Source organism: Bacteroidota bacterium, assembly GCA_016706865.1.
Classification (GTDB): domain Bacteria; phylum Bacteroidota; class Bacteroidia; order Chitinophagales; family BACL12; genus UBA7236.
In genome coordinates this window covers 1,187,737-1,203,296 of sequence record JADJIS010000002.1, presented here as the reverse complement: position 1 = coordinate 1,203,296, position 15,560 = coordinate 1,187,737, and the positions used below count along the sequence as shown (strand labels likewise).

The window sequence follows — 15,560 nt, the reverse complement described above, 5'->3', positions numbered from 1 at the left end:
ACAAGAAATGCTATTACAAAAAGATACCAGTTGCGCCAATATTTTTTTGTATTCATTTAGATAGTGTTAAGGCCACGAAGTCGCTAAGGACGCGAAGTTTCGCGAAGTTTAAAATAACGGAGGAACTAAATACGATCATTATTTACCCTGATTTTTATAGGATAATAAATTTATAAATAAACGATATGCTCCCGGAACTCCGGCAGGTAATTCACGAAAAAATGCGATACCGGTATACATAAATGCACCTTTGCCGTAATCTGCAATTATTAAACTGCCGCTCTGAGGTTTTTCGTTGGGGTCGGTAAATGCCAATGGTGATACATATTCCGGTGCAAGTTCTTCTGCAAAATAAATTCCGCGTTCTTGTATCCATCCGTCAAAATCTGCTTTAGTGAGTTTATTTGGTGTATTTAATACACTATGCTCCGGGAGCAAAAAGTCGACGGGTGAATTTTCATCTGTTACGCGACCTCTTTTAATTTTAAACGGATAAGGACCTATAATTTCTGTATACATATCCCAGTTCGTATTGTATTGGGTGATAACAAGTCCGCCTTCATTAACATATTGCATTAAAATACTTTGATTATCTGCCAGCACCTTAGAGGTATTGTATGCACGAACACCAATTACTACAGCCTCATATTTTTTCAATTCATTTAAGGTGATGGCTTCCGGTGCAATTGTAGTAATATTTAATCCGATCTGTTGCAGACTTTCATCCACTTTATCACCGGCACCTTCTATGTATGCAATTTTAATCTGAGGTATTTTAATATCTGCATTGATAATTTTAACGGTTGCCTGCTCGAATACTACCTGGCGGGGAATGTGATCGTATTCGATAATATAATTTGAACCTGCTTCGAAATATGTATCTGTAGTTACAACCCGTTCGTTCGCATTTTCGTCAAAAATGAATAAGGAATCAGAACGGATTTTGTAAAAACCAAAATTAGTTAATTGACCAGTTGGTTTTACTTTCACTTTATAATTCCGCGTTTCGCCTTTTTTTAAATCAATAAAAACCTTCTCAGAAGTTTGTTTATCCATATTATCTGATTTAATTACCAGCGGCGCATTAGCTAAGTCTCTGTTTGCATATACGCTAAATGATATTTCTGTGGGAGCATCTTGATGCAGAAATATATTGTTTTGATCTAACTCTATATAATATTCGGGTATAATACTTAAAGGTTTGTATATTTCCCCTTTTACAGCATCTGTTTCTTTATATACAACAGCTCTTTTTATATTAAATAATTGCTCGCCAATTTTTACGTTATAAATAAATGAAAGTAATGGATCATTTTCTGCTTTACCGCGATTCTTTTGATCCGAAATTGTGAAGAGCCCGTTATAATCATCGTCCAGCCAATAAGGCGAAGATTTTAAATTGCCAGAGATACGAATCTCAAAAGTATCTAATTGATTAATTCCAGCAGGAAGAATTTCACCTGCCTTATATTCATTATTTAAAACTGTAATGGACTCCAATGTGAGAGGATATTCATTTCTCTTGATGGAGGAACTGAATATTTTAATTTCTTCCCCCTGCACCACCATATCCTTCTCCGCAACAGGCTCCAGCCACAATCCCAAACATGCTACAATAATATTCTGCAACTGTTGTTTTTTAAATTCTACCAATTGATCGGTAGGAGTATTTTCTAATTGAGTGTAAACTTTTAATAATGCATCCACTGATTTTTCCGGGTGTATTACATCAAAATCAGATATAATTTTATCCAACGCTAATTTTATTTCCGAACCCTGACGATACCGCTCCCAGGAAGTGGAAATTCCATCAAAAATATCGTTGTTCGAAAAAGCAGTTCCGTTTTTTAATTCGAGATATTCTTTTTGTTCACCTCTGGTTGGTGTACTTCCAAAACCCTGACTTTTATGATTGGTTCTGCTTTCGGCTGCAATTTCGCCGTAACTTTTCCCCAGCAGCGCATTATATCCTCCAACATCCAACCATGCGAGATTTTTTTCACCGTTTGCAATTTTAGTGGGCAGATCTTTATCCCACCAGGTAGAATTATTTAAAAATAATCTTTGTGCCTGCCATACAGTAACATATTTTAATTGTTCCGGAAATTTTGTGGGATCTGCAGCTGCCGCAAATGCTTCTTCTGCAATAATTCCACTAACGGTATGTTGTCCATGACCTGCACGTTCATCCGGTGGAAAACGCATAATTATAATATCAGGTCTGAAATTTCTTATCACCCATACAACATCACTTAAAATACTATCGTGTGGCCATTTGGTAAATGTTTCCGTTGCACTTTTGCTGTAACCGAAATCAACTGCACGTGTAAAAAATTGTTCGCCACCATCGGTTCTTCTCGCTGCCATTAATTCCTGTGTTCGTATTAATCCCAAATAGGCACCTTGTTCATCACCAACAAGATTTTGTCCACCATCTCCTCTTGTGAGCGATAAATACCCGGTGCGCACTTTCTTTTCGTTTGCCAGATAAGTTATCATTCTGGTATTTTCATCATCCGGATGCGCGGCGATATACAGCACACTACCAGTGGTATTTAATTTTTGTATCTCCAATAAAATTCTGGAAGAATTCCATTCGACCTGTTGCGCAAATGAAATTCTAAGTGCTGATAAAAAACAAATAATAAATAAACTCTTTTTCATAAATTGATTCCGATTTAATAGTGGAAGAAGGGGGATATCGTAAAATAATAGATAAACAAAATTTCTTCTCCTGCCTCAAAAATAGAAAACCCCCGATTAAGTTCGAGGGTTCCATATAGCTTTTATTAATATTTTCAGACAGAGGTTGGCAATTTTACAGCCATAACATAGTTTATTCCGGGTAAGGCATTCTCAGTTTTGATCACTTTTCCTTCCAGGGATGATTTTATATAATGGTTTAGAAAGGCATAACCACCTTTAACATCTACCACATGTATCTTGTTATCCTCATTGATCGTAAAAGTGATCACCACATTTTTTTCATCCGGAGCAGGTATTACCGATGCATAAGATATCTTCTTTTCGCCTGATTGACTGGTAGAATAGCTTCGTTGGGCGGTTTCATCCACAACACAGGTGGCAGCATTTAAAAGATCGTCGCTTTCAGGACCGCCTGCCAAAACAACAGAAAGGCCTGTTAACATTACAAATACGATAGCGATCAGGTTTTTCATTTAGTGGTTTTTATAGTGCTACCCTTCGGTAACGTGAAATTAAAAATTATTATGTTAATATGTATATCTTTTAACCATATTTAACGCTAAGGCGTATAAATATGACAGAAAGTTACAGGCGCCCTATAAATTTTAACATAATTTTTCGACCAATGCCGAAAAATTGATGCCAAAGTGTTAAAATTGGGTGATGGAGCATGTATATACAGAGGAAATAAAAATCAGAAAAGCTAGTCCGGATGACCTAAGTGGCCTATGCAGTTTATGTGCAGAAACCTTTTACGACACCTACCAACAGGAAAATACAAGTGAGAACATGCAATTGTATATAAACACTCATTTTTCTCCGGAGGTGATCGGGGCAGAACTCAAAACTAAAAATATTACCATTTTTATCGCTTTCAAGGGAGAAAAAATGATAGGTTACATAAAACTGGAGGTCATAAATTCAACGTATATGGCAGAAGGAAGTGGTTGCGAAATTTCCCGGTATTATGTTATTAAAGAATATCAGCAATATAAAGTGGGGAAAAAACTGATGAACATTACAGAAAATTTTGCGTTAGAAAGTTCCTGTAATTATTTGTGGTTAGGTGTTTGGCAAAAGAATGAAAAGGCAATTGCCATATACAAACATTTAGGTTTTATAATTTCAGGAACAACTACCTTTACTTTAGGAGACGATGTTCAAGATGATTTTATCATGATCAAAAGTTTATAAGATGAAAATCAGTATAATTATTCCTACCCTTAATGAGGAAAAATATATTTCAAAAATTTTGTTGTGGTTTGCATCAATAAATTCCGATAAAATTTTAGAATGTATTGTTTGTGATGGTGGAAGTGAGGATAATACTATAAAAATAGCGTCCCAATTCAATACAATAATTCTGCATTCCCCAAAAAAAGGTCGTTCCAATCAAATGAACTTTGCTGCTAAACATGCCAGGGGAGAAATTTTATATTTTGTACATGCTGATTGTATTCCTCCCAAAACCTGTTTTGATTCAATAATTGAAGCCGTTCATCAAAATTATGATGCCGGTTGTTTCCGTTATAAATTTGATTCAGATAAATATTTATTAAAAGTAAATGCTTTTTTTAATCGTTTCGGGGGATTAATATGCCGCGGCGGTGATCAGACACTTTTTGTAAAAAAAGAAATATTTTTTGCTTTAAATGGATTTAGTGAAAAATTTATCATCATGGAGGATTATGATTTTGTTAAACGGTTGATGAAAATATATTCCTTCAAAGTGATCCCGGAATATGCGGTAGTTTCTGCAAGAAAATATGAACACAACAGTTGGGCAAAGGTGAACTTCGCCAATGCAGTCGCCATGTATATGTTTATGTCGGGAGCCTATAGTCCGCAGCGCATTCGCAATACTTACCACAGCATGATTAAACATCCTAAGGGGCAATAAGTATCTTTGCGGCATGAGTGCTGCAAATAAGACCTTCGCAACTGGAAAAGTGATCTGGATAACAGGCGCCTCTTCGGGTATTGGGGAAGAACTTGCAAAACAATTTGCCCGTGATAAAGCTACTTTGATCCTATCCTCACGAAGAAAAGAGGAACTCGAAAGGGTAAAAACGGAATGCCTTCCCTACAGCAGTAATATTGAAGTTTTACCAATTGATCTTTCTGATTTGAATTCACTTAATGGAATTGCGGAAAAGGCTATTGCACTTTTTGGGAGGATAGACATGCTTATAAATAGCGGCGGAATAAGTCAGCGATCCACTGCAATGGAAACCGAAGCGGATGTGGAACAGCGAATTATGGATATTAATTTTAATAGTTCCGTAATTTTAAGCAAAGCTGTAATTCCACAAATGGAAAAAAACGGTTACGGCAAAATAATTTTGTTAAGCAGTATCACAGGAAAAATCGGTGTCCCTAATCGGTCCACATATTGCGCAAGTAAACACGCATTGATAGGGTATTTTGATGCTATGCGCGCAGAAAATACCATCAAAGGATCACCCGTTCAAATACACATAATAATGCCGGGATTTGTGCATACAAATATTTCTTATAACGCGGTAAAAGGCGACGGAAAAAATCAGGCTATATTAGATCCCGGACAAGCAAAAGGGATGCCTGTGGATGTATGTGCAAGAAAAATAATAAAAGCAATAAAAAATAATAAAAAAGAAGTTCTGATTGGCGGAAAAGAAATCTGGATGGCGCATATTAGGAGGTTTTTGCCGGGACTATATTATAAAATGATATCGAAAGTAGCAACGAAATAGTGAATGGTGAGTAGTGAGTGGTGAGTATGTCCGCATCATGATTTTGCTTCGAATTAGAACTGTTACTAGGCATGAATGAGTTATGAGTAATGAGTTATGAGTATGCTCCGACCCGGATTCACGACTCACGATTCACGATAAAATAAATTAACAAACTGAAAATGTAATCATGAAACCAATAATAAGTGGAATACAACAAATAGGAATCGGCAATCCATTCGTACAAGAGGCATGGAGATGGTATAGAGAAAAATTTGGGATGGATGTGAAGATATTTGAGGAGGCCGCAGAGGCGAACTTGATGTTGCCCTATACGGGTGGACAGCCACATAAACGCCATGCGATTCTTGCAATTAATATGAATGGAGGTGGTGGTTTTGAGATTTGGCAATATACTTCCAGAACTCCGGTTGCAGCTACATTTGAAATTCAATATGGCGATCTTGGAATATTTGCATGTAAAATAAAAAGTCGGGATGTACAGGCTACTTATAAAACGTTGCAACGTCAGGGTGTAAAAATTTTAGGAGAAGTAACCAACGATCCTAAAGGAGATCCACATTTTTATTTAAAAGATCTTTATGGAAATGTATTTGAAATTGTAAAAGCGGATGATTGGTTTGGCAAAACGGAATTTACCACCGGTGGAAGTTATGGAGCTGTAGTTGGTGTTACAGATATGGAAAGATCAAAACGATTTTATGGTGAAATTCTCGGATTTGATAAGGTTGTTTATGATAAGGAAGAGATATTTAATGATACCTCTGTTTTACCTGGAGGACAAATTAAATCGAGAAGAGTTTTATTGGCACAATCAACATCCCGACGCGGACCATTCAGTAAACTTTTAGGAAACGGTGAAATTGAATTAATAAAAGTATATGATCGTCCCGTAAAAAAAATATTTGAAAATCGTTTTTGGGGTGATCTTGGTTTTATTCATTTGTGTTTTGATATTCAGGGCATGAAAGAAATGAAGGAATTATGTACTTCAAAAGGTTATCCGTTTACTGTTGATAGCGGCGATCATTTTGATATGGGAGAAGCAGCGGGACATTTTTCGTACATAGAAGATCCTGACGGGGCATTAATAGAATTTGTAGAAACGCATAAAGTTCCAATTCTAAAAAAATTCGGATGGTATTTGAATCTGCAAAAAAGAGATCCTGAACAGGCATTGCCAAATTGGATGGTGAAAGCAATGGGCTTGAATAGAACGAGGGGATAGATCTGTTATTTAATACTCAAATCCTCCTCTGTAATCTGAAGTTCATTTAGCACCCGGTTTTTTGTTGGGAAATTGAATATCATCAATACCAAAAGTGCCACATACAAATATAGAAATATATCGGCACCACTCAACATAATATTTACCACACAAAATAAACAAGGCCCTTCAATTGTTGCTGCACGTATTAAAGTTGCGGCGCGCCATTTGTTTAATTTTGTTTTTACATCAGCCTCTTTTACCTCTGCAATTAATTTATTGTATAAATAAATTCCACCTATTGGTACTACAATTGCTAAAATAATTGCAGTATAACCCAAAATATCCATTTCATCCTGAGGTTGCGCAGGTTTCCCTAACACAAAGATGGTCATCACCCCAAATAATACCACACCCATTATAAGGGATGCGTAAATTACTGACATAGATTGAAGAGCGTTTGGTTTAGCTGTCATAAATTATTTATTTATTGTATTTTTTATCCAATTTAACATTTCATTAAATACAGTTAATTGCTGGGGTTCGTTATGCATTTCATGATACAAACCATCCATTTCGATAAAGGTCATATTTTTCTGATGTTGATTAGCAAATGTTCTGCTTGCATCACAGGAAGTAACTTTATCACCGGTTCCGTGCATCAATAAAACGGGATATTTTAATTCGTCTTTGTGATCTAAAATTGCATATCCATGCATTAATATTTCAAAAAATCCTGAGGCGGAAATTTTACCATGCACCAATTTATCATTCTTATATTTTTCAACAACTTCTTCATCGTGCGAAATTAAGGATGCATCCAAACCTGTTGGTTGCAATAAAGCGGGAAAAATGGATTTAACCGTTTTTCCCAAAGCCACTTTCCATGCAGGAGGTTCGAAGGCAAGTTTTATCCAGGGTGATGTAACAATATATCCTTTTATGTTTCGTGTTGTTACAAATGCATGATGTAAAACAATATTTCCACCCATACTATGCCCATAAACAAACACTGGAACATCAGGAAATAATTTCTCCGCTTCATCCAATAACATGTCAACCGACTCGGTATATTCACTAAAGGAAAGAACATGTCCGCGTGCGCCTGCACTTTTCCCATGACCGATAAGGTCGATCGCAATAAAAGCAATATCATGATCCACAAAAAAACCAGCCACATGTTCAAATCTGCTGCTGTGATCGCTTTGTCCGTGCACGTGACATATAACAGCAATCGGTTTACCATCCGGTAACCAACGCTGAGCGAAAATATGTTGACCTTTTTTATTCTTCCAATCGTATGTAGAATGATTCATAAATACTTTATATAATGTTGGCATAAATATAAGGTAAAACTTTTACCTTCGGGATTGAATTGGGAATAACAAAAGTAGTTGTGGTTGGTGAAAACCCCCAACCACGGCCACCAACCACAGCGTTAAATACCAGAATTTATGAAATATATAAAAAAATCCTTCCGCATCATTCTGTTACTTGTGCTAATAGTTGCACTTTATCTTATCGGTGTAATTCTTTACGGAACAATTACCGAATATAAACCAGATCCCGAAACAAGTGAAAAGGTAAAAACGGAGGGCAATGCCCTGGCATCAAATTCTATAGATTCCGTAATAAATCTCATGATCTGGAATATTGGTTATGGAGGGCTGGGGAAAGAAGCTGACTTTTTTTACGATGGCGGAAGAATGGTGAGAGCACCTAAAGAAATTTGGGATAAGGATTTTCAGGGCCAATTAAATATATTAAGATCAAACGATACTGTTGATTTTTTTCTGATACAGGAAATTGATGTTAATTCAGCACGGAGTTTTGGAGTTAATCAATACGATAGTGTATTTCATACACTAACTGATCACTCCGCAAGTTTTGGATTAAATTACGATGTAAATTTTGTTCCGGTTCCTTATACCAATCCAATGGGAAAAGTAACCGGAGGGGTTGCAACATTTTCGCGATATCAACCATCAGAATCGCAACGTTATCAGTATCCCGGAAAATTCCCCTGGCCCACAAGAATATTTTTTCTTGACCGTTGTTTTTTAGCGCAGCGTTATCCGATGGCAAATAATAAAGAGTTAATTATAATCAATACCCATAATTCTGCATATGATGAGAGCGGTGAAATTAAAAATGCCGAAATGAATTATCTGAAAAAATATGTGGAAGAAGAATATAAAAAAGGAAATTACGTAATTGCCGGTGGCGATTGGAACCAATGTCCCCCCAGTTTTAAAAATGATTTTTTTACACCTATCGGTGGTTATGATGGATTTATGCCTCCTTCCATGAGTTTTGATTACACTCCTGAAAACTGGCTCTGGGCGTATGACCCGGATGTTCCTACCAACAGGCATTTAGAAGCACCTTTAAATGATAAAACTTTTAAAACAGTGATAGATTTTTATCTCCTCTCACCAAATATAGAATTGCAAAAAATAAAAACGATCAATACCAATTTTGAATTCTCCGATCATCAGCCAGTACTTATGCAGGTTAAATTAAAAAATTAATTGTGATGAAATATATTCTGGCAATTGATCAGGGAACCACTTCCTCAAGAACAATTCTTTTTGATGAGAATTTAAAGGAGATAACAAAGGAGCAAAAAGAATTAACACAAATATTCCCCAAGGTAGGATGGGTGGAACACAATGCCAATGAAATATGGGAGACCCAATTATTTACTATTAATGCAGTAATTAAAAATTCCGGAATTAATGTGGAGGATATTGTTTCCATTGGAATAACAAACCAACGCGAAACGACAGTTGTATGGGATAAAAAAACCGGTGAACCCATTTATAATGCCATCGTTTGGCAGGATCGAAGAACTGCAGCCTTGTGTGAAACACTTATTCAAAATGGTCACGAGGAATATATTCGCAAAACTACCGGATTGCTTATAGATGCATATTTTTCCGGAACAAAGATCAATTGGATATTGGATAATGTTGAAGGTGCAAGAGCAAAAGCCGAAAAAGGGAATTTATTATGTGGCACCATTGATACCTGGTTAATTTGGAAACTCACCCAAGGAAAAATGTTTGCAACTGATGTAAGTAATGCATCAAGAACCATGTTATTTGATATTAAAAAAATTCAGTGGGATGAAATTTTATTGAATTTATTAAATATTCCTGCACAAATATTACCTATCGTAAAAAATTCTATAGACGATTTTGGATTTGCGAATATAAATGGAAAAGAAATTCCGATACATGGTGTTGCAGGCGATCAGCAGGCAGCATTATTCGGCCAATGTTGTTTTGAAAAAGGCTCAGCAAAAAATACTTATGGAACAGGATGTTTTATGTTGATGAACACAGGAGCTGAATTTCAATTATCGGAATCAAAACTATTAAGCACCATCGCCTGGGGAATAAATGGTAAAATTGAATATGCATTGGAAGGCAGTGTATTTATTGCCGGAGCAGTGATTCAGTGGTTGAGAGATAATCTTCAAATAATTAAAAGCAGCGATGAAACAGAAGAAATGGCGGCATCCTTACCAGATAATGGCGGTGTATATTTTGTTCCTGCATTCACCGGTCTTGGTGCACCACACTGGGACATGTATGCAAAGGGAAGCATAACAGGTTTAAGCAGAGGAACAAATAAAAATCATATCGTACGCGCTGCATTGGAAGGAATATGTTATCAGGTTCGCGATGTATTTGAAGCCATGAAAAAAGATTCCGGAATTACATTAAAAGAATTAAAAGTGGATGGAGGTGCATCCGCAAATAATTGGATGATGCAATTTCAAAGTGATCAATTACAAATTCCCGTCATCAGACCCGAATATTTAGAATCTACAGTAAAAGGTGCTGCAATGTTAGCCGGAATAGGTGCAAAATTATTTACAATCGAAGATCTCAAAAAAATTAAATCCGAATCAACAATTTTCTCACCAGAAAAGGAATTGGATGAGGCGGATAGATTGTATTTGGAGTGGAGTGAGACGGTGGGGAGGATTGGTTAAAACGTTCTGAGTTCTGGGTTCTGTGTTCTGAGTTCTGGGTTCTGTGTTCTAAGTTCTGGGTTGGGTAAACTCACTACTGACTATTCACTATTCACCAAGGTGTTTTTGAGTTGTTTATAGCGTTGGCAGTGTTTAATACGGAGGAATTACATCAGGGTTTAATAATAACATCTGTTGTATAGATTCCGTTTTCGGAAATAATGGAAATAAAATACATACCTGCGGGAATATTGCTAATATCACATTCCAAAATATTCTCATTAATTGTTATTTCAGATATATTTATTTCTGCCCCAGCCAGATTAATTAATTTTAGTTGAGGTTTAGAATTTACATTGTATGAAACAAATAATTTATCCTCTGCTGGATTAGGGTATACTGATAAATTTGAAGATATAACTTCCTGTATTCCTGTGGAGATATACTCACAATCCTCCAGATCATCTGCACCGTATAATCCTAAAACATCATCCTCATAACATCTTCGCGGGCCACCGGTAGGCGGATCCACGGCACCGAATGTAGCGAAAAAATAACCATCACTTCCTAATCTTTCAGTAAAACAATTACAATAACCATCAACCGCAAAATAATAATTTTCGTCTCCTACTTCGGAGAGGTAATATCGTTTAAGCATTTCGCCTTCAATTTCAATATATACAATGGAATCAACAATATTTGTCGCAATGCCATTATATCCATTAGAAGTCTGAATCGTATCCCCTAAACTGGCATTAAAATTAAAATATGGATATAAAATATCTAAATCAGGTCTATAAATGAAAATTTCTCCACTATCCGAATATAAATAAAATGGCGAGGTAGATTCACCTACCTGTGTTACAAATGTTTTATTTATTTTTCTGAGAGTCAAATCATTAATTACAGTATCCTTTATTACTTCAAATCGCCAATATGCAATATTATAAGGTGGAAACATTTCTATCTGGCCATACCACCATTTTGCTCCAATGGGCGCGAATTCCGGAACCTGGGCTTTTATCGTGACCAATGAAAGCATAATAATGATAAAGAGTAATCTTATTTTCATATGGAGGTGATTTTGTAATAAATATACGGAAATATCTTTTAATGCAGGCCGTGAATCATGAACCGTGAATCGTGAATCCAGCAATCACTAAAGTGAACCGATTATTACCACTAGGAAAACAATCCATAAACCTGGCTGGAAGCAAACTCATTACTCATAACTCATTACTCATTTTTTGTGAATCGTGAGTCTGCCTGCTGACCGCGTCAGGCAGGTCCGATTTAAGTTAGATTGATCCATTCAGCTCTAACATGAAATTAATCTATCAACTTTGCTCATTCCCGCCCACTCACCATTTCCCACCCTACTCACCCCCTCTCACCATTCACCACTCCCCACTCACCCCCTTTTACTATCTTTGCAAAAAAATCAAAAAAATGAACTACGACGTAATAATAATGGGAAGCGGTCCGGGTGGCTATGTGGCTGCGATCAGGGCTTCTCAATTGGGAATGAAGGTGGCAATTGTGGAAAAGGCAGAATTGGGCGGAATTTGCCTTAACTGGGGCTGTATTCCTACCAAAGCATTGCTAAAAAGTGCCAATGTTTTCGATTATATGAAACATGCGTCGGCCTACGGAATAGTTGCTGCGGAACCTAAAGCGGATTTTCCTGCAATAATAAAACGCAGTCGCGATGTTGCTGATGGTATGAGCAAAGGAGTTACTTTTTTGATGAAAAAAAATAAAATCGAGGTAATTCAGGGAACCGGAAAATTAAAACCCGGAAAAAATATTGAGGTTACTGATGCTGCCGGAGTTAAAACGATTCATACTGCAAAACATATAATTATTGCAACCGGAGCAAGATCAAAAGAATTAGGAACCATGAAACAAGATGGCAAAAAGGTGATCGGTTATCGCGAGGCAATGAATTTACCAAATCAACCTAAAAAAATGGTTGTGGTTGGCGCGGGTGCAATTGGAGTTGAATTTGCATATTTTTATAATTCAATCGGAACAGAAGTTACCATCGTTGAATTTATGAGTCGTGTTGTTCCTGTGGAAGATGAAGAAATTTCAAAAGAACTCGCTCGTAATTTCAAAAAACAAGGAATTAAAATTATGACCGAAGCAAGTGTGGAAGCAGTGGATACTTCCGGTGAAGGTTGTAAAGTAAAAGTGAAAACTACAAAGGGCGAAGAAATTATCGAATGCGATATCGTTTTAAGTGCTGCAGGTGTTGTTGCAAATATTGAAAATATCGGTCTGGAAGAAACGGGAATAAAAACAGAAAAAGGAAAAATTACTGTTGATAAATATTATAAAACAAATGTGGATGGATATTATGCAATTGGTGATGTAACTCCCGGACCTGCATTGGCGCATGTTGCAAGTGCTGAAGGGATCACTTGTGTGGAAGCAATTGCGGGATTAAAACCAGAGGGAATTGATTATAATAATATTCCGGGTTGTACTTATTGTTCACCGGAAATTGCAAGTGTGGGATTAACAGAGGCTGCTGCAATTGCAGGAGGATATGAAATTAAAGTTGGAAAATTTCCATTCACCGCAAGTGGCAAAGCAAAAGCTGCAGGTGCTCCCGAAGGATTTGTAAAAGTAATTTTTGATGCTAAATACGGTGAATTTTTAGGTGCGCATATGATAGGTGCAAATGTTACCGAATTAATTGCGGAAGTAGTTGTTGCAAGAAAATTAGAAACAACGGGACACGAAATAATTAAATCCATACATCCGCATCCTACTATGAGTGAGGCGATGATGGAAGCGGCGGCGGCGGCGTATGGGGAGGTGATTCATTTGTGATGTACCAATGGGATGATGTACCAATGTACCAATGGGATGATGTACCAATGAACAGCCGGAATAACGATAACCCGATGATTTTTTGTGTGGGGGGGGGGTTTTTTTTTTTGTTGTTATTTTTTTTTTTTTTTTGGGTTGGTGGTGGGGGGGGGGGGGGGGGGGGGGCGGCGGTGAACAAAAAGTGTCCCTGCTGTGGTACCCGAGAAATGAGGAAACGCTGATATTCAAAAAGTGTCCCTACAGTGTTACGCGAGGATCGAGGGAACGTTGTGGATGGCGGAGAATAATTTCCATATGATAGTGACACTGCATCATTACCAATATAATTAAATTCCCATATGCAAGATCAATTAATAATATATAGTGCTACTGAAATTAATTCACGTGTTCGGCATCGGCAGGGTGAAACAAAAATTGGTGATCTTGTTAACACAATTTCGGATCAGGAAAATTGGAAAACGGAATTAAAAAATTCTTCTTCAAAATTTATTGTTTTAGGATTACCTGAGGATATCGGAGTGCGTGCAAATTATGGTCGCGGCGGAGCTTATGCTGCTTGGAAACCAAGTTTGGATTTTCTTATTAATATGCAAAGCAATCAATTTTTATCGGGAGATGAAATATTAATTCTGGGGCATGTATATTTTGATGATCTGATGGAAATGGCATCCACCTTAAATTACAAGTTAGAAGCTGATATTATTAAAGCCAGAAAATTAGTTGAGCAAGTGGATGAAAGAGTTGCAAATATTATTAAAAATATTATCTCCGCAGGTAAAATTCCAATAGTTATTGGCGGGGGACACAACAATGCATATCCAATTATTAAAGGTGTAAGTATTGCAAATAATTCCAAACCAATTAATGTGATAAATTGTGATCCACACAGCGATATGCGTCCCATGAACGGAAGGCATAGTGGCAATGGATTTCTTTTTGCCTTTGAAGAAAATTATTTAGATAAATATGTGGTTTTCGGATTACACGAATCCTATAATATCAGTTTCGCGATGGAAATGTTTCGGCAATATCCCAACAGATTAGCGTATGAATCTTATGATAATATTTTTGTAAGGGAATCAATTAATTATTACGATGCGCTGCGTTGTTGTTTCGATTTTTTTGGGGGAGATGAAAATGCCGTTGGAATTGAAATAGATCTGGATTCTATTCAGAACGTCCCCGTAAGTGCAAGAACACCAAGCGGAATGTTACCTGTAGATGTAAGAAAATATGTTTGGTTTTGTGCGGAAAATCTGAATGCTGCTTATCTTCATATTGCCGAGGGTGCGCCCGTGCTCGCACATAAACAGGTTGATAATAAAACAGGAAAACTGATTGCTTATATCATTACTGATTTTATTAAAGCGATGAACGCAAAAAATATTTAACATGAAAAATCTGATCAAATTGGAAGAGGCTGCTATGTTCTTATTAGCGGTGTTTTTGTTTTATTGGCAACTTGATTTTAAGGGATGGGTGTTTTGGGCACTTTTATTAGTACCGGATATCAGTATGTTAGGATATTTAATTAATACAAAAACAGGAGCTTTCACTTATAATTTATTTCACCATAAATTAACTGGGATATTATTTTATCTCCTCGGAATTTATCTCACATATCCAGAATTGCAGTTCGTCGGGTTATTGTTATTTGCGCATAGCAGTATGGATAGAGTTTTTGGTTATGGTTTAAAATTTTCGGATAATTTTCATAATACGCACTTGGGGATGATTGGAAAAGCAAAAAGTTAGGAAAGTTTTATCTCGAAGGCTGCTTTTAATGCATTTCGAATATATACCGAAAAAAAAATAGATGTTGATGGCCGGTAAGAGGGTAATTGCGGGAAGAATGCGGTAAGTAGTTTTCTGTGGAATGATATTTTAGTTTCTAAATAATATCTTTTTGCCACTAAGACACAAAGTCACGAAGGTTACACGAAGTAATTTTCGATGGAATAAAATTTTCAATTTCTATTGAATATTTTTTTTGCCTCCAAAAAGTTAAAAAAAAATAAAATTACGATATGTAAAACTCAAATTTTTTCCAATTCACTCAAATTTATCTATCAGAAATTAAGGTTTATATTTTAAT

At 36.4% G+C, this 15,560-nt stretch carries 14 protein-coding genes; 9 read left to right on the top strand and 5 right to left on the bottom strand.

What is annotated here, in order from left to right; translation table 11 throughout:
* Window positions 1-138 precede the first annotated feature (138 nt).
* Together IPI31_08195 and IPI31_08190 are read right to left on the bottom strand one after the other, a co-directional pair.
* The gene (locus IPI31_08195; GenBank protein ID MBK7567796.1) at window positions 139-2,664 is read right to left on the bottom strand and encodes a PIG-L family deacetylase; all 2,526 of its coding nucleotides are present in this window, start codon (window positions 2,662-2,664) and stop codon (window positions 139-141) included.
* A gap of 134 nt (window positions 2,665-2,798) precedes the next feature.
* A complete protein-coding gene (locus tag IPI31_08190; GenBank protein ID MBK7567795.1) occupies window positions 2,799-3,179 on the bottom strand; it encodes a hypothetical protein in 381 nt (126 codons plus the stop codon).
* 190 nt (window positions 3,180-3,369) lie between these two features.
* Between IPI31_08190 and IPI31_08185 the strand changes: the two genes are divergently transcribed.
* The 4 genes from IPI31_08185 (at window position 3,370) to IPI31_08170 (ending at window position 6,666) form a co-directional block, all read left to right on the top strand.
* Window positions 3,370-3,900, top strand: a complete 531-nt coding sequence (locus IPI31_08185) for a GNAT family N-acetyltransferase (GenBank protein ID MBK7567794.1) — start codon at window positions 3,370-3,372, stop codon at window positions 3,898-3,900.
* A 1-nt stretch (window position 3,901) separates the two neighbouring features.
* Complete coding sequence (locus IPI31_08180; GenBank protein ID MBK7567793.1) at window positions 3,902-4,606, top strand: TIGR04283 family arsenosugar biosynthesis glycosyltransferase; 705 nt, start codon at window positions 3,902-3,904, stop codon at window positions 4,604-4,606.
* A 13-nt stretch (window positions 4,607-4,619) separates the two neighbouring features.
* Window positions 4,620-5,438 carry an SDR family oxidoreductase gene (locus IPI31_08175; GenBank protein ID MBK7567792.1) on the top strand — a complete coding sequence of 273 codons (819 nt, stop codon included), beginning with the start codon at window positions 4,620-4,622 and terminating at the stop codon, window positions 5,436-5,438.
* Window positions 5,439-5,607: 169 nt separating this feature from the next.
* On the top strand, window positions 5,608-6,666 hold the full coding sequence (locus IPI31_08170; GenBank protein MBK7567791.1) for a VOC family protein: 1,059 nt from the start codon (window positions 5,608-5,610) through the stop codon (window positions 6,664-6,666).
* Between the two features lie 5 nt (window positions 6,667-6,671).
* Here the strand turns inward: IPI31_08170 and IPI31_08165 are convergent, their stop codons facing one another.
* Window positions 6,672-7,121, bottom strand: a complete 450-nt coding sequence (locus tag IPI31_08165) for a hypothetical protein (protein MBK7567790.1) — start codon at window positions 7,119-7,121, stop codon at window positions 6,672-6,674.
* A 3-nt stretch (window positions 7,122-7,124) separates the two neighbouring features.
* On the bottom strand, window positions 7,125-7,961 hold the full coding sequence (locus IPI31_08160; GenBank protein ID MBK7567789.1) for an alpha/beta hydrolase: 837 nt from the start codon (window positions 7,959-7,961) through the stop codon (window positions 7,125-7,127).
* A 138-nt stretch (window positions 7,962-8,099) separates the two neighbouring features.
* Here IPI31_08160 and IPI31_08155 point away from each other — a divergent pair, with 138 nt between their 5' ends.
* Entirely contained in the window at window positions 8,100-9,176 is a 1,077-nt protein-coding gene (locus tag IPI31_08155; GenBank protein MBK7567788.1) for an endonuclease/exonuclease/phosphatase family protein, read from the top strand.
* Window positions 9,177-9,178: 2 nt separating this feature from the next.
* Entirely contained in the window at window positions 9,179-10,648 is a 1,470-nt protein-coding gene (glpK, locus tag IPI31_08150; GenBank protein ID MBK7567787.1) for a glycerol kinase GlpK, read from the top strand.
* A 151-nt stretch (window positions 10,649-10,799) separates the two neighbouring features.
* Here glpK and IPI31_08145 read toward each other — a convergent pair whose 3' ends face one another.
* Window positions 10,800-11,699, bottom strand: a complete 900-nt coding sequence (locus tag IPI31_08145; protein ID MBK7567786.1) for a T9SS type A sorting domain-containing protein — start codon at window positions 11,697-11,699, stop codon at window positions 10,800-10,802.
* Between the two features lie 377 nt (window positions 11,700-12,076).
* Here IPI31_08145 and lpdA point away from each other — a divergent pair, with 377 nt between their 5' ends.
* From lpdA to IPI31_08130, 3 genes are all read left to right on the top strand, one after another.
* Complete coding sequence (gene lpdA / locus IPI31_08140) at window positions 12,077-13,465, top strand: dihydrolipoyl dehydrogenase (protein ID MBK7567785.1); 1,389 nt, start codon at window positions 12,077-12,079, stop codon at window positions 13,463-13,465.
* A 338-nt stretch (window positions 13,466-13,803) separates the two neighbouring features.
* Entirely contained in the window at window positions 13,804-14,856 is a 1,053-nt protein-coding gene (locus IPI31_08135; protein MBK7567784.1) for a formimidoylglutamase, read from the top strand.
* Window position 14,857: 1 nt separating this feature from the next.
* On the top strand, window positions 14,858-15,220 hold the full coding sequence (locus IPI31_08130) for a DUF4260 domain-containing protein (GenBank protein MBK7567783.1): 363 nt from the start codon (window positions 14,858-14,860) through the stop codon (window positions 15,218-15,220).
* The last annotated feature ends 340 nt before the right edge of the window (window positions 15,221-15,560 follow it).